This window comes from Acidaminobacter hydrogenoformans DSM 2784 (genome assembly GCF_900103005.1).
Lineage (GTDB): Bacteria > Bacillota > Clostridia > Peptostreptococcales > Acidaminobacteraceae > Acidaminobacter > Acidaminobacter hydrogenoformans.
This window is the reverse complement of sequence record NZ_FMWL01000008.1, coordinates 48,353-65,827: the sequence shown is the minus strand read 5'-3', so window position 1 is coordinate 65,827 and position 17,475 is coordinate 48,353. Positions and strand designations below refer to the sequence as shown.

Genomic DNA, 17,475 nt, shown 5'->3' with positions numbered 1-17,475 from the left:
GCCCCAAAGATGCTTGACTTGCTCCATTTTTTATTTTTTAGAGATCCACGACGGTGTTGAGGCCTTTGTCTTTCAAGAGCTGAAGCGCTTTTTCCTGGTCGTTGGTCTTGAAGACGACATAGGGCATTTCGCGCTTTCGCATGACGAAGGAATAGATGTATTCAATGTTGATGCCGTTGTCGCCTAAGATGTGGAAGAGCTCGTTCAAGCTGCCGGGTTTGTCGATGGGCTCGACGGCTATGACTTTGGAGAGCTTGGCGACGAAACCATCGGCAAGCAAGTTTTTTAGGGCTTCTTCCGGTTTGTCAACCACAATGCGCACAATGCCAAACTCGGTGGTATCAAAGACTGCAATTGCCCGGATGTCGACGCCGTAGCTCAGGAGGGCGTCGGTGACGCTGGCCAGGGCGCCGTGGCGGTTTTCTACGAAGACGGATAATTGATCGATCAGCATTATTTTACCTCCCTCATGTCGATGACGCGTTTGGCTTTGCCCTCAAAACGTGCCAGGGTGCGAGGCTCGTGCAGGTGGATTTTGGCGTCGACGCCTAAGACGGTGCGGAGCCTTGAACGGATATTTTGCTTAAGCGCTTCCAGCTGGCCAAAGGATTCCAGCAGATTTGCATCTATGAGTTCAACGTCAATTTCGATTTTGTCCAGGTAGCCTTTTTTGAAGACTTTGATCTGGTAGTGCGGGCCTATGCCTTCGATGTTGAACAGGACTTCTTCGATCTGGGACGGGAAGATGTTGACGCCGCCCAGGATCAGCATGTCGTCCGTGCGGCCCTGGATTTTGGACATGCGGACGGTGGTGCGGCCGCAGTCGCAGGTCTCGTAGTGGAGGGAGGTGATGTCCTTGGTGCGGTAGCGCAGGAGCGGCAGGGCCTCCTTGGTAATGGTGGTGATGACCAGCTCGCCTACGGCGCCTGGAGGAAGGACCTCGAGGGTCTCGGGGTCAATGATCTCCGGAATGAAATGGTCCTCGCAGATGTGCATGCCAGTGAGGGCTTTGCATTCGCCTGCCACACCCGGTCCGATCAACTCACTCATGCCATAGTTCTCGGTGGCGAAGATACCCCAGGCGTCCTGGAGTTCCCGGCGCATGGCTTCGGTGGAGCCTTCGCCGCCAAAGAGGCCCCATTTGAGCTTCAGGTCTTTTTTTGGATCGAGGCCCATGGACTTGGCGACCTCGGCCATGTGCAGGCCATAGGATGGGGTGCCGATGAGTGTTGTCGTGCCAAAGTCCTGCATGATCATGATTTGCTTTTCAGTGTTGCCGCTGGACATTGGGATGACGGAGGCGCCAACGCGTTCGAGGCCTTGGTGGAGGCCAAAGGCACCGGTGAAGAGGCCGTAGCCGAAGGAGACTTGAGCGGTATCATCTGCAGTGACGCCGGCCATGGTGACTATGCGGGCGATCAGCTCGGTCCAGGTGTCCATGTCGTTCTTGGTATAGCCCACCACGGTGGGCTTGCCGGTGGTGCCTGAGGAGGCGTGATAGCGGACGACGTCCTTTTGGGGTACGGCGAACAGACCAAAGGGGTAGTTGTCCCGGAGGTCGTTCTTGACTGTGAGGGGGAGCCGTTTCAAGTCGTCGAGCGAGGTGATGTCCTCGGGCTTGATGCCGAGCTCGTCCAGCTTTGCACGGTAATGTGGGACGCGTTCGTAGACGCGGCGCACGGTCTGCTGGAGGCGTTCGAGCTGCAGTGCCTCCATCTGATCCCTGGCCATGGTTTCGTAGGTGCTCCAGATCATAAATCATGTACCTGCCTTTCTTATGTAAGTCTGTAAGTCTGTAAGTCTTCATGCTGAAATTCAAATTGAGTTTAATGTGTCATTCTTTAAAGAATACCTTTTTGCGGCAGGGATTGACAAGGAAGGAATTTGAAAAGTTGTGAAAGAATTTTGAATTGTGCTGAAATTGTTTGAGTGCCTGTCCCTGACCAGGTGGTGGGGGACAGGGACGGATACTTTTGGATCGAGCCTGTTTGGCTGGGCCCAGTCCCCCACCAAAAACTATTGCAGGACAGGGTTGTATTGAAATTCAAACAAGAGACTGTAAATATTATGAAAACCATGTAATAGCATAGGTTTCAGCGTGTATACAATCTAATAAATGCAAGTTTAAATGCAAAAACGAGCAAATACGATGACAAAACAATAAATTTATGAAATATTACTTGCAAAATTCTCAATGTGTGATATTCTCTTATCAAACAACAACTCAAACAACACCCACTTCTAAACGTCCACTTTATAAGGGAAAACGGAGGCATTGAGAATGACGAATACGGTAGTACTTGGAGTTATTGGCGCAGACTGCCACGCAGTCGGCAACAAAATTTTGGATTACGCGTTCAGCAAAGCGGGCTTCAATGTGGTCAACATTGGCGTTCTATCCTCGCAGGAAGAATTTATAAGCGCTGCTGAAGAAACTGGCGCGAAGGCCATGATCATTTCATCGCTCTACGGTCATGGCGAGATCGATTGCCGGGGTCTCAGAGAGAAATGCGACGAGGCCGGCCTTAACGACATGCTGCTTTATGTGGGCGGCAATCTGGTCGTCGGCAAGCGGGATTGGGACGAGGTCAAGCAAAAATTCCTCGCTATGGGCTTCAACCGCGTTTACCCGCCGGGTTCAGACCCTGAGCAGGGCATCCGAGACCTGAGAGACGACCTGAAGCTTCCAAAGCCTGAATAGCCTCGAAAGGGGTCATAAATGTGAATGCTTACTTATTGATCGACTTTGGCAGTACCTACACGAAGCTGACCGCGGTGGACCTCGTTGCCGAAGCTATCCTGGGAACCGCCAAAAGCTATACAACCGTAGAAACAGACATCATGACGGGCTACGAGGCAGCCTTGGCGCAGCTGAGGGAAAGCCTCGCAGCCAAAGGTCTGAGAGACCTTGAATTTGTCCGAAAGCTGGCATGCTCCTCGGCGGCAGGTGGCCTGAAAATGGTGGCCATAGGACTGGTCCAGGAGCTGACAGCTGAGGCGGCCAAACGGGCGGCCCTCGGTGCCGGCGCCAGGGTGCTTCAGGTCTTCGACCACGACCTGACTCGCAGGGACATCGAAAAAATTGAAGCTTTAAAGCCTGACATGCTCCTGCTCGCAGGCGGCACGGATGGCGGCAACCAGACCTGTATCCTGCACAACGCAAAGCGCCTTGCAGAAGCCAAGCTCCCTGTGCCGATAGTCGTCGCCGGCAACAAATCCGCCGAAGACGACATTGAGGACTTATTTAAAGAAGCGGGCCTGATTTACAGCATAGCAGACAACGTCATGCCAAAGCTCAATGCCCTCAATGTAGATCCAGCCCGGGAGGAAATCCGGGAGATCTTCATGGATCGCATCACCCACGCCAAAGGCATCCACACCGCCACCGGCATGATTGACGACATCCTCATGCCAACGCCGGCAGCGGTCCTCAAGGCTGCTGAGCTTCTCGGAAAAGGCACTGACCTGGAGGATGGCATAGGCCCTCTGGTCATGGTAGACATAGGCGGTGCGACCACAGATGTCTACTCCATTTGCAGCGGCGAACCGACCCAGCCAGGTGTCACCCAGAAGGGACTCGAAGAACCCTACGCCAAAAGAACTGTTGAAGGTGACCTGGGCATGCGCTATTCGGCCCTGTCCCTGAAGGAAGCGGCCGGCACCAAGCGGATCCGCGGCTATCTTGGAGATGACACTGCAGATGTGGAAGCTGCCTGCAAATACCGGAGCCTCCATACAGCTATGCTGCCTCAGACCCCTGAAGACCGCCATATGGACGAAGCCATCGCGAAAGCGGCGGTGGCGCTCTCGGTAGAACGTCACGCGGGGTATCTGGAATCCTATTACACACCCATGGGTGTCGTCATATCACAGCTTGGGAAGGATCTCAGCGATATCAAGGCCCTGATTGGAACCGGCGGCGTTTTGGTCGCCAGTGAAAATCCGGCGGCCATCCTGAAAGAGGGTCTCCACGAACAGGAAACACCCATGAGTTTAAGACCAAAATCACCGGCGTTCATGCTGGATCAGGACTACATCCTGTCGGCCATGGGACTGTTGTCTCAGGATCATCCCGACATTGCGCTCAGAATCATGAAGCGGCACATTGTGACGCTGGAATCATAGGGGGATATAAGATGGAACTGAAAAATAAGAAATTGTCCATGGACGAATTTTTACGCATCCGCCAGGAGGTCCTGAAGCAGTGGCCTACAGGCGAAGGCATAGACCTCGAAGCAAACGTCGCTTACCTGAAGCAAATCCCGGAGCACAAAAGCTTCCCGGCCAAGCTCAGATGGGCGAAGGAAAACGGCATCACGCTGGCTCAGCCAAGAGCCGGGGTCGCGCTGATCGAAGAGCACATTGAGCTCCTCAACTTCCTCGACAAAGAGGGTGGCGCGGATCTGCTCCCAAGCACCATTGACAGCTACACACGCCAGAACAAATACAACGAGTGCGAGCGTGGCATCACCGAGAGCCGCAGAGAGGGACGGTCCCTTTTGAATGGCTTCCCGGGCGTCAATCATGGTGTCCATGGCTGCAAAAAAGTCTTTGAAGCTGTAAACCTGCCGCTTCAGGCGCGCCACGGCACGCCGGACGCAAGACTCCTCTCCGAAATCATCCACGCCGCAGGCTGGACTTCGAACGAAGGCGGCGGCATTTCCTACAACATTCCTTACGCTAAAAAGGTCAGCCTCGAGAAGACCATCACGGACTGGCAGTACTGCGACCGACTCGTGGGTTACTATGAAGAGCAAGGCATTTCCATCAACCGCGAGCCGTTTGGTCCGCTGACAGGCACCCTCGTGCCGCCGAGCATGTCCAACGCTGTAGCAATTATTGAAGCCCTTCTTGCCGCGGAGCAAGGCGTCAAGAACATCACCGTGGGCTACGGCCAGTGCGGCAACATAGTCCAGGACGTGGCAGCGATCCGTGCGCTTGAAGAGCAGTGCAATGAATATCTGACAGCCTTTGGCTATAAGAATGTCTACTTGACAACGGTCTTCCACCAGTGGATGGGCGGCTTCCCGCAGGATGAGTCCAAAGCCTTTGGCGTCATTTCATTGGGCGCGATTGCGGCATCGTTGGCCGGCGCGACAAAAGTTATTGTCAAGACGCCGCACGAAGCTTATGGCGTTCCAACGAAAGAAGCGAATGCTCAGGGCATCAGAACCACGAAGATGGTCCTCAACCTGCTTCGCGAGCAAAAGCTCCCGCTCAGCGTCCAGCAGATCAACGAGAGCCGCATGATCAAGGCGGAGACTCAGTGCATCATTGACAAGGTCCTTGAGCTTGGAGACGGCGACCTGGCTGTCGGTACGGTCAGAGGCTTTGAAGCGGGCGTCCTTGACATCCCATTCGCGCCTTCTGTCTACAACGCAGGCAAGATGATGCCAGCCCGGGACAATGACGGGGCAATCCGTTACCTTGACTTTGGCAACATTCCTTTCAGTGACGACATCAAAGCGTTCAACCGAAACAAGCTTGAAGAGCGGGCCGAGTTTGAGGGCCGCGAAGTCGACTTCAAAATGACCATAGACGACGTCTATGCCGTCAGCAAAGGCAATCTGATTGGTCGCCCGGAAGTTGAAACTGAAGCGGCGAAGAGCATCAAAAAATACCTCTATAAAACTGAGTAACAACTGAGCAACAACTGAGCAACAATTGAGGAACAGCTCAGCAATAGCTCAACAATATCTGAACTTCAGAAGGGTAGGATGAAAGTTATGAAAATTATAGATGTGGTTTGCGCTCCAGGACGTACCGGCTTCTATTTTGATGATCAGCGCGCGATTAAAAAAGGCGCGTCACTGGACGGCTTTGCCTATGAAGGCGAGACCATGACTCAAGGCTTCAACGCAATTCGCGTGGCTGGAGAAGCAATCTCCGTCATGCTGATTCTCGAAGACGGCCAGGTCGCCCACGGCGACTGTGCGGCAGTGCAATATTCCGGTGCCGGTGGACGCGACCCACTCTTCATTGCAGCGGACTTCATTCCGGTGATTGAAAAGGAGATCGCGCCTAAGCTGATTGGTACTGAGCTCAACTCGTTCAAAGCTTTGGCAGAGACCTATGACAAAATGGAAATAAACGGCAAGCGTCTCCACACAGCCATCCGCTATGGCATCACCCAGGCGCTTCTCGATGCGGTGGCCAAGGCTCAGCGCATCACCATGGCTGAGGTCGTCAAGAAGGAATACAATACTGGCGTTGAGATCAAGCGCATTCCAATTTTCGCCCAATCCGGCGACGATCGCTACAACAACGTAGATAAAATGATCATCAAAGGCATTGATGTCATCCCGCACGCCCTGATCAATCACGTGGAAACGAAGCTGGGCCTGCGTGGGGAGCTCCTTCTTGAATATGTCGCGTGGCTGAGAGACCGGGTTATCAAACTTAGAGCGGACGAGAGTTATAATCCGGTGTTCCATATTGATGTTTACGGAACCATCGGCATAGCCTTTGAAAATGATCTGGCAAAAATGACGGATTATCTTGAGACGCTGGCAAAAGCGGCAGCGCCGTTCCAGCTCCGGATCGAGGGTCCTATGGACGTTGAGGAGCGCGAAAAGCAGATGCTGGCGCTGAAAGACCTCAGTGCCAGGGTGGACGCGCGGGGCATCCCGGTGGAGATCGTTGCAGATGAATGGTGCAACACCCTGGATGACGTGAAGTACTTCGCGGACAACAAGGCGGGGCATATGCTCCAGGTTAAGACGCCGGACCTCGGCGGCGTCAACAACGTCATTGAAGCGCTGCTCTATTGCCGCGAGAAGGGCCTTGGGGCTTACAGCGGCGGCACGTGCAACGAGACGGCCCGCTCGGCGGAGATCACGACGCAGATCGCTATGGCTTGCGGCGCGTCCCAGGCACTTGCCAAACCGGGCATGGGGGTTGACGAAGGCTTCATGATCGTCAATAATGAAATGAACCGGGTGGTGGCGCTCGTCAGCCGCCGTGCTCACGCGTAATTTCCCAATTTAAGAAAGTGTTTTTATACCAGGGTCTGGGTAAAGGTGAACCGTCAGGAGATGACGGCTTAACCCACCCAGGCCCTGTGTCTGTTGGCGGCAGAAAATTGGTCGCGAGACCATGCCACCTGAGTTTAAAAGCTCAAAACATCTGCCGATGGTCACGTTCACACAGCATCACTATAAGGAAAACCCATTTTGAATGAGGTGAAGCGATTGAAACTGATCCAAGCAAACGAAATTACAGAAGCTGTGAAAAACAGCTGTCTGGAAGCAAACTACAGACTGCCCTCCGACGTCATGGGGGCACTTGAAACGGCTGCGGCCTCCGAGCCTTTTAAGCCAGCGGCCGGCATTTTAGACCGAATAGTCGAAAACCATCATCTCGCTGCCAAAGGTGTCTACCCCATTTGTCAAGATACCGGGATGGTCTTTGTCCTGGTTGAGCTGGGTCAGGAGGTTCATGTTGAGGGGGGCTCGCTCGAAGAGGCCATCAACGAAGGTGTCCGTCAGGGTTACGGTCAGGGCTTCCTGAGAAAGTCCGTCGTGAGCGATCCCATTCAGAGGGTGAATACCGGTGACAACACGCCGGCATCCATTCTCTGGCGGGTGGTGCCGGGAGACCAGCTCAGAATCGTCGTTGCGCCCAAGGGCTTTGGCTCTGAGAACATGAGCCGGCTGAAAATGCTCAAGCCTTCAGATGGGCTTCAGGGCATAGAGGACTTTATCCTTGAAACGGTGGAGCTGGCAGGCTCCAATCCGTGTCCGCCCATCATTATAGGCGTTGGCATTGGCGGGACCTTTGACATGGTGGCAGGCCTTGCGAAGCGGGCGCTGATGCGGCCGCTGGACGAGCCTCATCATGATCCGTACTATGAGGCGCTGGAGGCGTCGCTCCTTGAAAAAGTCAATGCCACTGGCATAGGCCCTCAGGGCTTTGGCGGCAAGACTACGGCGCTGGCGGTGCGGATTGAAGCGTACCCTACCCATATCGCGGGGCTTCCAGTCGCCGTGAACATCAACTGTCACGCGGCCAGGCACGTGGAATTCACTTTATAAGGAGGCGCTCGGTTAATGATGACTATAGCGGATATAGCAGCAAAGATTATTCCAGATCTCGGATCTGAGGATAAAAAAGATATTCATATCACGGCGCCCCTGACGCTGGAAGAAGCAGTGGCGCTGAAGGCCGGGGATTCGGTGCTGATCAGCGGCGTGATTTATACGGCCCGGGACGCGGCCCACAAGCGCATGGTGGAATCGCTGGAAAAGGGAGAGCTTCTGCCTTTTAACCTTCAGGATGCCGTGGTTTATTATGTGGGGCCTACGCCGGCGCGCCCGGGCAATGTCATAGGCTCAGCGGGCCCAACGACCTCTGGGCGGATGGATGCCTATGCACCAAAGCTTCTGGATCTCGGGCTCAGGGGCATGATTGGCAAGGGTGCCCGCAATCAAGAGGTGATCGACGCCATTGTCCGCAATAAAGCGGTTTATTTTGCAGCGATTGGCGGCGGCGCGGCGGTGATCGCGGACAGCATCAAGTCGGTTGAGGTTATTGCCTATGAGGAGCTGGGGGCTGAGGCCGTCCGGCGGCTTGAGGTTGAGAACCTGCCGGCTGTAGTGGCCATTGACAGCACAGGGGCGAACTACTATGAGATTGGGCGTCAGGCGTACCTTACTGAAAAAGCGGGCATTCCGGCTGAGTCCGTTGAAAATAAAGGCACTGAGGCTGCGGAGAAAGCGGGGGACCGGGAATGAAAATTTTGAAGACGGCAAAAGCCGGCACCCTGGAGTCCAACGACATCTTTATTATGGTGTCGCCTGCGGACAGCGAGGGCGTAAACCTGGAGCTCCAGAGCATTGTGCTGGCGCAGTTTGGCCGTCAGATCAGGGAAACCATTCTCAAGACGGTAGCCGCGAAGGGCGTGACCCAGGCCAATATTCTGGCGCGGGACAGGGGCGCCCTGGACTATACCATTGAAGCCCGGGTGGAGACGGCGCTGGACCGGGCGCTCAGCGACGCGGGGGTGATCCTGTGAAGCGGCTTAGAAGAACCATGCTGTTCGTGCCAGGTAACCATCCCGGCATGATTCAAAGCGCCAGCGTGCTTGGGGCGGATTCGGTGATCCTTGACCTTGAGGATGCCGTGAGTCTCAGCGAAAAGGACAGTGCCAGAAAATTAGTGACCAAGGCCCTTCGCCGATGGTCATTTAAAAGCACCGAGGTCACCGTGCGCATCAACCCCATCACAACCGCCTATGGGCCGCTGGATCTGGACGCCATGCTGGAGGTGGAGCCGGACATCCTGCTCATTCCCAAGGCGGAAGTAGCCTCCATGCGGGAAGTCGAGTCCCGGATGGCGGCCTTTGAGGCGGCCCGCGGCGGCAAAGCGGTCAGGACGAAGCTCTTTGCGCTGATCGAGAGCGCTGCCGGCGTTGAGTACATTCACGAGATCCTGGAGGCGTCGCCGCGAATTGAGGGTGTGCTGTTTGGTGGGGAGGACTATACGTCGTATATGGGGGTTGCCAGGACCACGGGTGGCATGGAGATTGAATATGCGAGAAATAAGGTGGCGGTCGCCTGCAAGGTCCGCGGGGTGGACGCTGTGGATACGCCATTTACGGATGTGGACAACCACGAGGGGCTGCTGGAGGACGCGCGAAAGGCGAAGGCCATGGGCTTTACAGGTAAGGCGGCCATCAATCCGCGCCAAGTCAGCGTGATCCATAAGGGCTTCGCGCCGGACCCGGCTGAGGTGCGCTATGCGTTCAGAGTGCTGGAGGCCGTGGAAGAAGCCGAGGCGGAGGGCAAGGGTGTCTTTTCGTTAGACGGCAAGATGGTGGACGCGCCTATCATTCAACGGGCCAGGCAGATGGTGGCTCTGGCGGAGAAGCTGGGGATGACTGGTACGGGCGCCATTCGGATCGACACTGAAGAAAGGGGGCTGAAATAGCATGAACAGTATAGAGCTTGAAATGCCTGGAGTCCCTGAAAACAGCAGTCGAAAAGGGGGGCGGCGACCGCTTCCTGAGTCTATTGAAGGCTATGGCGAGGTCCGAGCGTTTGAGGGCGCATTCGCGAAAGTGGGCGTGGGGGCTCATGCGCACAGGCCAAGAGTTTCGAGGAGCGTGCGGCCGGGGCAGTCGAAGCTGCTGGCCTCCATTGACGAGGCGCTGGAACGTGCGGACCTTGCGGACGGCAAGACATTGTCCTTTCATCACCACTTGAGAAATGGGGACTACGTTCTCAATCTGGTGATGGAGGCGGTGGCGAAGCGTGGCGTGAAGGGTCTGACCCTGGCGGTGAGTTCAATCTTTCCGGTGCATGAGCCTTTGGTGGCGCTGATGGATTCGGGTGTCGTCACAGGGCTGGCCACGAACTACATGTCAGGACCAGTGGCGAAGGCGGTTTCTCAGGGGCGGCTGAAGACGCCGGCGGTGATGATGACCCATGGCGGGCGACCGCGGGCGATTGAAACTGGGGATTTAAAGATCGACATTGCCTTTATCGCGGCGCCTTGTGCGGATGCGTATGGCAACTGCAACGGCCTTCACGGCAAGTCTGCCTGCGGGGCCTTAGGCTACGCGGTAGCGGATGCCCAGTACGCGGACGTAGTGGTGGCGGTGACGGATGATCTGGTGCCGTATCCGGCCTCGCCGGCTGAGATTACCCAGACCATGGTGGATTATGTAGTAGCGGTGCCTTCCATAGGGGATCCTCAGGGCATTGTTTCCGGAACGACGCGGATTACCCGGGATCCTGTGGGCCTCGCGATTGCGCATAAGGCCGCGCAGGTGATTGAGGCGTCAGGGCTTCTGGTGGACGGTTTTTCCTTCCAGACAGGCGCTGGCGGGACGTCCCTTGCGGTGGCAGCGGAGCTTAAGGACATGATGAAAACAGCGGGAATCGTTGGAAGCTTTGCGGCGGGCGGCATCACCGGCTATCTGGTGGATATGCTCGAAGAGGGCCTGTTCCGGAATCTGCTGGACGTGCAGTGCTTTGACCTGCGGGCGGTGCAGTCTTATCGCGACAACCCAAGACATTTGCCGATGGACGCCTCCATGTACGCCAATCCCTTCAGTAAAGGGACGGTGGTCAACCAGCTGGATGTCATGATTTTGGGTGCCACAGAGATTGATTTAGACTTCAATGTCAACGTCACTACAGGGTCAGACGGCACGATCATGGGCGGTTCCGGCGGCCACAGCGACACCGCGGCGGGGGCGAAGCTGGCCATGGTGGTCACTCAGCTGGTCAAGGCTCGTCTGCCAATTGTTCGCAGACATGTCACCACGATTACGACGCCAGGTGAGACGGTAGATGTCCTGGTGACGGATCACGGGATCGCTGTGAATCCGGTACGTCAGGATCTGGCGGAGGCGCTGAGAGCCGCGGGGCTCGAGGTGGTTGCGATTCAGGATTTGCTGGCGATGGCGGAGTCCATGACGGGGATTCCGGATGAAATGACTTTTAGTGATGATATAGTTGCCGTGGTGGAGTACCGCGATGGTACGGTGATTGATGTGGTGAGGAAGACGAAGTAATATTAAGACCTGAAAGGACAGGGGCGGGCGCTCCTGTCCTTTTAATGGAATTAAAGGTGGGAAGCGGCAACGGGGCCGCTTCCTTTTTTGTTTCTTTCTCTTCTTCCTTCGTTTATTAGAGGGGCGATATTTTATTTATACGAACAAAAATAATAAATTAAATAATATAATAAGGAAAAACGTTGAAATTTATAAATGAACAAATAAATAAAAATGATTATTTATAATTTGTTAAAATATAATATGAAATTAGAATTGCAATTTAAAAAAATTCAAAATTCGTTTTATAAAATTTTGTGGTTGAATGAATCGTGAATAAATGATTATTGGTATATAAATATACAATCTTGCGCATTGTATACAATCCTACGATTAAAAAGCGAAAATTGTTCTTAAATGTGTAAAACAGATTAAATTAGCAATAAAATCATAAAAAAAGATCTTTATTTTACATAAATCAAGTTGACAAATATTAAGAACACCTTTAAAATCTAATACTATATTAATAAGGCGCGCTTATAAATATGCATTAATACAAGAACAAAACGAAAGGTGTTGTTGCACTGAAATGAAAACGAAAAATGAAAGAAATTCAATTAACAGTATTTGCAAATGGCAATTTTAATGAATCCTAAACTTGCAAAATTAAAGGTAGTTTGGATGGATGACAGCAGAAAAGTTTAAATCGAGCTTAAAACACGAACAATGAAAAGAGATGGAGATGACTGACTATCGGCAGGCTTAATTTTTAATTATGGGTGTGTCGACTTGAAGAGGAGGGAATTGTCAGATGGATACTATGATCCTGAATACGATGTGGGTGTTAATCGCAAGTGTTTTCGTTTTCCTGATGCACGCGGGCTTCGCCATGGTGGAGGTCGGTTTTACGCAGTCCAAGAACGCAGTGAACATTATTATGAAAAACTTTGTCACGGTGTCCATTGGTGTCCTCGGGTATTATGTCGTGGGGTATGCCTTCATGTATGGTGCGGACCTATATGGATTGATTGGCGGGGATCAGTTCATGCTGAGGGCTGCGCCGGAGAGTGTCGCAGGGATCTCGTTTGATGTTTTCTTCTTCTTTCAGGCAATTTTCGCGGCGACCTGCGCTACGATTGTGTCAGGGGCTATGGCTGAACGGACCAAGTTTTTCGCTTATGTATTATTTTGTTTGATCGCGACAACTGTGATTTATCCTCTAATAGGGCACTGGATCTGGGGCGGCGGTTTTCTGGCCAGTGTCGTAGGTTTCAGGGACTTCGCGGGGGGAACTGCGGTTCATGCGGTCGGTGGCTTCTGCGCACTGGTGGGGGCAGTTATGGTTGGCGCCAGAAACGGGAAATATAAAAACGGTGTGCCGCGCGCCATTCCGGGACACAACATTCCGCTTGGGGCTCTGGGCGTTCTGATTCTTTGGTTTGGCTGGTTTGGGTTCAATCCGGGAAGCACGCTGGACATCACTTCGCCGGCGACGGCGCATGCGGCCGTGACCACGCTGATCAGCGGCGCGGCGGCGACGATATCAGCCATGTTCATGAGCAATTTTAAATATGGCAAGCCTGATGCGGGTCTGACCCTCAATGGCGCTTTGGCTGGATTAGTCGGAATTACGGCGGGGGCGAATACCATTTCTTTTGGTGGGGCTGTGGTCGTGGGTGTCTTAAGTGGGATACTGATGCTGCTGGCAGTGGAATACATTGATACGAAGCTGCATATTGACGATCCTGTGGGGGCGATCTCGGTACATGGCGTGTGTGGTGTCTTTGGGACACTGGCGGTTGGCGTGCTCTCGACAGAGGGAGGCTTGTTGTACGGTGGTGGTCTGGCGCTTGTTGGGGCGCAGCTGGTGGGCGTTGCTGTCGTGGCTGTGGCGGCTATGAGTCTGGCGTTTGTGGCGTTTGTGGTGATTCGCGGGACTATAGGCCTCCGGGTTGAGGAAAGTGAGGAGCTGCACGGTCTGGATGGGATCGAGCACGGGATCGCGGCGTATATGGACCTTTAGGAAGGGGGAGGGTGCAAAATGGACAAAATGACGAAAGTGGAAATCATCATGAATCCGGAAAAGTTTGAGGATTTGAAGGAGGCCATGAACGGGATTGGCATCACTGGGATGACGGTGACGAACGCACTGGGATGCGGCCTTCAGAAGGGACACAAGGAATACTACCGGGGGGTCGAGGTCGAGATCAACCTGAAGCAGAAGCTGAAGGTGGAGATCGTGGTGTGTGAGGTGCCGGTGGACCGGGTGATTGAGACGGCGCTGAGGATTTTACAGACGGGGAGTATTGGCGACGGGAAGATCTTTACTTATGAAGTTGTGGACGCGGTGAGGATCCGGACGGGGGAGAGAGGACCGGAGGCGATTAAGGATCCCAAGTGAAACAGGGGTTGGGGAGCGGTGGGGCGCCAGGGAAAATGTTCCGGCGGATGGCGCCTGTCGCCCGTTAGCTTTTCTTCTTTACAATGACCATCGGCAACACTTTTGAATATGTAAAATCTGCCAAACTTCAACGGTCGTAGGAGCTGTTCCAAAAAATCAATTTGTATTTTGGAACTAAACGTATTATAGTGTTCTGAATAAATAGAATATTATGTAGACGGTACGGACTTGAAGGGGTGTTTTTTAGTGGGTATGAAATTTATCAAACGTTTGCCGAGTAAAGAGGAAGTTCTGGCGGAGCAGCCGCTGTCGCTTATTTCAAAGAAGAAGAGGGATACGCGGGTCCGGGAGATCAAGGATGTGCTTGAGGGGAAGGATGACCGTTTTCTGTTGATTATTGGGCCGTGCTCTGCTGACAGCGAAGCGTCGGTATGTGAATATGTGGAGCGGCTGGCGCTGGTACAGGAGAAGGTTAAGGATAAGCTGATCCTGATTCCGCGGATCTATACCAATAAGCCTCGGACGACGGGGGCCGGCTACAAGGGTATGGCCCATCAGCCGGATCCGAACAAGGAGCCAGACATTCGCCAGGGGATCAGAGCTATTCGTCAGATTCACCTGCGGGTGCTGATGGACTATGGGCTTCCTGGCGCGGATGAGATGCTGTATCCGGACAATTACTCTTACTTAGCGGATGTGTTTGCGTACAACGCGGTAGGGGCGCGGTCTGTTGAGAATCAGCAGCACAGGCTGACGTCCAGCGGGGTGGATGTGCCTATTGGTATGAAAAACCCGACCAGCGGCGATTTTTCCGTCATGCTCAATGCCATCAACGCGGCGCAGCAGGGGCACAGATTTATTTACAGGGGTTATGAGGTGGAGTCGGATGGCAATCCCCACGCTCACGCGATTTTGCGGGGGGCGGTGGATTCCCATGGGCGGAATTTGCCAAACTATCACTATGAGGATCTGATTCATTTCATACATATGTATGAGAAGTCTGGCTTTCAGAATCCTGCCATTGTCATAGACACGAATCACGCCAATTCCATGAAGAAGCATGATGAGCAGCCGCGGATCGCTAAGGAGATTATGTTTACCCGCAAGTATGATCCGAATATTCGCAAGATGGTCAAAGGTCTGATGATTGAGAGTTATCTGGTGGGCGGGACGCAGAAGATTGGCGAGAACGTCTATGGAAAATCCATTACGGATCCTTGCCTCGGATGGGAAGAGTCTGAGGAGCTGATGTATTACATTGCGGATAATGTATAACGCCTCATAGAGATTTGAGGTCAAATTAAAGCTATGGGAAAACCCGGCAGTGCCTGTTTTTGAGGGGCTGCCGGGTTTTTTGCTGGTTGGGGACTGGGCCCGCCTGAATTGCTGGTTGGGGACTGGGCCGAACCAACATCTGGTTGGGGACTGGGACTCACCAAAAACAACCGCGCAAATCCTCTGGATTTTTTGCTACAATAGAGTAAAGTGCGGCATTCCAAACTTCTCAACTTATCAGGAGGACGTTATGGATCATATACTTAGAATTAACACAAGAACAAAAGAAATTCGGTATGAGGAAACACCTGACGCTTATCTAAAAACCGGCGGCAGAGGGTTGATCGCCAAGATTCTGCTTCATGAAGTCGACCCGGCCTGTGAGCCCCTTGGTAGGCACAATAAGCTTATCTTTGCCATGGGGCTGCTGACGGGCACCAATGTGTCCAGCGCCAGCCGGGTCTGCATAGGGGCGAAAAGTCCGCTGACCCAGGGCATCAAAGAAAGCAACTCTGGCGGAACAACCGCCATGCGGCTTGCGCAGCTGGGCCTGAAAGCTGTCATTTTGGAAGACCAGCCTCTTGAAGAACAACCCCTGGATGACCAGTGGTATTACATCAAAATCAGTAAAGATGAGTGTTCCCTTGAATCTGCTTCAGACTATTTGGGCATGGGCACGGGAGAATTCTGCGAAGCTATACATAAAATCTATCCAGGGGCTGCAGTCAGCTGTATTGGCCCCGTAGGCGAAATGCTTTACAGCTCGGCAGGGATTGCCACGACGGATACGGATCACAAGCCAGGGCGCTTCAGCGGCCGCGGCGGCCTTGGCGCAGTCATGGGATCGAAAAAAATCAAAGGTATTGTCGTCATTGGTAAAGACACCATGCCACTGGCAGATAAGGACGGCTTTATGACGGCGCTTAAGACCTACACTGCGGTTGTCAAGGACGCCCCATCCACACTGAACTACAGGACCCTTGGGACCGCTTCTATGGTCCGTGTCATGAACGGTCACAGTGGGCTGCCTACTTGCAATTTCAGCCTTGGAACGTTTGACGGTATGGACAATATCTGCGGCGAGACCATGTTCGACGTGATCACAGAGCGTGGCGGAGAGGGCAGAACCTCCCACGCCTGCATGCCGGGCTGCGTTATTCAGTGTTCCAACGTCTATCCGGACAAAGACGGAAAGACTATTGTTTCGCCCCTTGAGTATGAAAATATTGGACTGTTGGGGTCCAACCTTGGGATTTCAGACCTTGACACCGTGGCAAGACTCAACGCCCTGTGCAATGAAATGGGCATTGACACCATTGAAACCGGCGCGGCTATAGGTGTGGCTATGGAGGCTGGACTTGCGGCGTTCGGTGATGGTGCGGCGGCACTTGGGCTTATGGAAGAGATCAGACAAGGCACTGTACTGGGCCGCCTGCTGGGCAGCGGCGCCACGATCACCGGCAAAGTTCTTGGCGTCCGAAACGTCCCCGCTATAAACGGCCAGGCTTTCCCTGCCTACGATCCAAGGGCCATCAAGGGCATGGGCGTGACCTATGCCACATCTCCAATGGGGGCGGACCACACTTATGGCGCCACTGCCAGGGCTCAGATTGAGCAGGCGTCCAGGGTTGGCCAGGCGGACCTTTCTTTCAGGACTCAAAAGAATATGGCGATCTATGACACCATGGGTTTTTGTATCTTCTGCAGCGGGGCTGTTGGCAATCAGCACCAGCTCATTGCGGATCTGATCAATGCCAGACATGGCTGGTCTGTTGACGCGGACTGGCTGAAGGCCGTTGGCGAGGAAACCTTGAAGGATGAACACACCTTCAATCAAAAGGCGGGGTTTACCAAGGCCCATTACAGGATGCCGGAGTGCTTTACGGAGCGGCGCTTGCCGGGGCTTAACAGCGTGTTTGATGTGACGCCGGAGGAGCTCGCAGAAGTCGTAGACGCCCATTTTGAGGGCAGGAAGACCCTGAAGCCATGATCACCGTTAAGATTGCGGGAGGGGTTTTTAAAGATGCTGACCGCCAAGGGAATGAGGTGGTGGCGATAGAGTGGGGAGAAGGGACCATCGGCGAAGTCCTTGAGGCTTTGGGCCTTGAGGAGAAGCAAGTGGGGGCGGTGCTGGTCCAGGGGAAACCGAAAAAGATGAATCACGTGGTTGCCGATGGTGACCTCATCCAAATCCTGCCCATCCTCAGCGGGGGATAGGCCACCCGACAATTAAGGACATAATAAAACCGACAGATTGGAATGGACGTTTTTGCATAACGTCTGGTCCAGGCTGTCGGTTTTT

Annotated in this window: 16 protein-coding genes; 14 read left to right on the top strand and 2 right to left on the bottom strand. The window is 53.6% G+C overall.

From position 1 onward, the window contains the following. Window positions 1-37: 37 nt before the first annotated feature. Both BLP63_RS09245 and BLP63_RS09240 read right to left on the bottom strand, forming a co-directional pair. Complete coding sequence (locus BLP63_RS09245) at window positions 38-454, bottom strand: ACT domain-containing protein (RefSeq protein WP_330387127.1); 417 nt, start codon at window positions 452-454, stop codon at window positions 38-40. After that, window positions 454-1,755 carry a phenylacetate--CoA ligase family protein gene (locus BLP63_RS09240; protein ID WP_092590811.1) on the bottom strand — a complete coding sequence of 434 codons (1,302 nt, stop codon included), beginning with the start codon at window positions 1,753-1,755 and terminating at the stop codon, window positions 454-456. Before BLP63_RS09240 ends, BLP63_RS09245 begins: the two co-directional genes overlap by 1 nt. A gap of 526 nt (window positions 1,756-2,281) precedes the next feature. Here BLP63_RS09240 and glmS point away from each other — a divergent pair. The 14 genes from glmS to BLP63_RS09170 all read left to right on the top strand — a co-directional run bounded on the left by glmS (window position 2,282) and on the right by BLP63_RS09170 (window position 17,390). Beyond that, entirely contained in the window at window positions 2,282-2,701 is a 420-nt protein-coding gene (gene glmS, locus BLP63_RS09235) for a methylaspartate mutase subunit S (RefSeq protein ID WP_092590809.1), read from the top strand. Window positions 2,702-2,721: 20 nt separating this feature from the next. Beyond that, window positions 2,722-4,125, top strand: coding sequence for a methylaspartate mutase accessory protein GlmL (gene glmL / locus BLP63_RS09230; protein ID WP_092590807.1), 1,404 nt, complete (start codon window positions 2,722-2,724; stop codon window positions 4,123-4,125). An 11-nt stretch (window positions 4,126-4,136) separates the two neighbouring features. Continuing rightward, entirely contained in the window at window positions 4,137-5,639 is a 1,503-nt protein-coding gene (locus BLP63_RS09225) for a methylaspartate mutase subunit E (protein WP_092590805.1), read from the top strand. Between the two features lie 87 nt (window positions 5,640-5,726). Next, entirely contained in the window at window positions 5,727-6,974 is a 1,248-nt protein-coding gene (locus tag BLP63_RS09220) for a methylaspartate ammonia-lyase (RefSeq protein ID WP_092590911.1), read from the top strand. 216 nt (window positions 6,975-7,190) lie between these two features. Further along, a complete protein-coding gene (locus BLP63_RS09215) occupies window positions 7,191-8,033 on the top strand; it encodes a fumarate hydratase (RefSeq protein ID WP_092590803.1) in 843 nt (280 codons plus the stop codon). 15 nt (window positions 8,034-8,048) lie between these two features. Continuing rightward, a complete protein-coding gene (locus BLP63_RS09210) occupies window positions 8,049-8,732 on the top strand; it encodes a Fe-S-containing hydro-lyase (protein WP_330387126.1) in 684 nt (227 codons plus the stop codon). Next, window positions 8,729-9,013, top strand: coding sequence for a citrate lyase acyl carrier protein (citD, locus tag BLP63_RS09205; RefSeq protein WP_092590801.1), 285 nt, complete (start codon window positions 8,729-8,731; stop codon window positions 9,011-9,013). The genes BLP63_RS09210 and citD overlap by 4 nt, the downstream gene beginning before the upstream one ends. Continuing rightward, window positions 9,010-9,927: an HpcH/HpaI aldolase/citrate lyase family protein gene (locus BLP63_RS09200; protein ID WP_092590799.1), complete on the top strand. Its 918-nt coding sequence runs from the start codon at window positions 9,010-9,012 to the stop codon at window positions 9,925-9,927. The genes citD and BLP63_RS09200 overlap by 4 nt, the downstream gene beginning before the upstream one ends. Before the next feature lies 1 nt (window position 9,928). After that, window positions 9,929-11,518, top strand: coding sequence for a citrate lyase subunit alpha (gene citF, locus BLP63_RS09195; RefSeq protein ID WP_330387125.1), 1,590 nt, complete (start codon window positions 9,929-9,931; stop codon window positions 11,516-11,518). Window positions 11,519-12,308: 790 nt separating this feature from the next. Next, entirely contained in the window at window positions 12,309-13,520 is a 1,212-nt protein-coding gene (locus tag BLP63_RS09190; RefSeq protein ID WP_092590797.1) for an ammonium transporter, read from the top strand. 18 nt (window positions 13,521-13,538) lie between these two features. Beyond that, entirely contained in the window at window positions 13,539-13,898 is a 360-nt protein-coding gene (locus tag BLP63_RS17075) for a P-II family nitrogen regulator (protein WP_092590795.1), read from the top strand. A 252-nt stretch (window positions 13,899-14,150) separates the two neighbouring features. Then, window positions 14,151-15,173 (top strand): 3-deoxy-7-phosphoheptulonate synthase, encoded by a 1,023-nt coding sequence (locus BLP63_RS09180; RefSeq protein ID WP_330387130.1) that lies wholly within the window; start codon window positions 14,151-14,153, stop codon window positions 15,171-15,173. A 250-nt stretch (window positions 15,174-15,423) separates the two neighbouring features. Continuing rightward, complete coding sequence (locus BLP63_RS09175) at window positions 15,424-17,163, top strand: aldehyde ferredoxin oxidoreductase C-terminal domain-containing protein (RefSeq protein ID WP_092590791.1); 1,740 nt, start codon at window positions 15,424-15,426, stop codon at window positions 17,161-17,163. Beyond that, window positions 17,160-17,390 (top strand): MoaD/ThiS family protein, encoded by a 231-nt coding sequence (locus tag BLP63_RS09170; RefSeq protein ID WP_092590789.1) that lies wholly within the window; start codon window positions 17,160-17,162, stop codon window positions 17,388-17,390. The genes BLP63_RS09175 and BLP63_RS09170 overlap by 4 nt, the downstream gene beginning before the upstream one ends. Window positions 17,391-17,475 lie beyond the last annotated feature (85 nt).

Coding starts and splice junctions, on each gene's coding strand:
- citD (WP_092590801.1), top strand. CDS start 8,729: ATGAAAATTTTGAAGACGGCAAAAGCCGGCACCCTGGAGTCCAACGAC.
- BLP63_RS09180 (WP_330387130.1), top strand. CDS start 14,151: ATGAAATTTATCAAACGTTTGCCGAGTAAAGAGGAAGTTCTGGCGGAG.
- BLP63_RS09170 (WP_092590789.1), top strand. CDS start 17,160: ATGATCACCGTTAAGATTGCGGGAGGGGTTTTTAAAGATGCTGACCGC.
- BLP63_RS09220 (WP_092590911.1), top strand. CDS start 5,727: ATGAAAATTATAGATGTGGTTTGCGCTCCAGGACGTACCGGCTTCTAT.
- BLP63_RS09190 (WP_092590797.1), top strand. CDS start 12,309: ATGGATACTATGATCCTGAATACGATGTGGGTGTTAATCGCAAGTGTT.
- BLP63_RS09175 (WP_092590791.1), top strand. CDS start 15,424: ATGGATCATATACTTAGAATTAACACAAGAACAAAAGAAATTCGGTAT.
- BLP63_RS09210 (WP_330387126.1), top strand. CDS start 8,049: ATGATGACTATAGCGGATATAGCAGCAAAGATTATTCCAGATCTCGGA.
- BLP63_RS09245 (WP_330387127.1), bottom strand. CDS start 454: ATGCTGATCGATCAATTATCCGTCTTCGTAGAAAACCGCCACGGCGCC.
- glmS (WP_092590809.1), top strand. CDS start 2,282: ATGACGAATACGGTAGTACTTGGAGTTATTGGCGCAGACTGCCACGCA.
- BLP63_RS09240 (WP_092590811.1), bottom strand. CDS start 1,755: ATGATCTGGAGCACCTACGAAACCATGGCCAGGGATCAGATGGAGGCA.
- citF (WP_330387125.1), top strand. CDS start 9,929: ATGAACAGTATAGAGCTTGAAATGCCTGGAGTCCCTGAAAACAGCAGT.
- BLP63_RS09225 (WP_092590805.1), top strand. CDS start 4,137: ATGGAACTGAAAAATAAGAAATTGTCCATGGACGAATTTTTACGCATC.
- BLP63_RS17075 (WP_092590795.1), top strand. CDS start 13,539: ATGGACAAAATGACGAAAGTGGAAATCATCATGAATCCGGAAAAGTTT.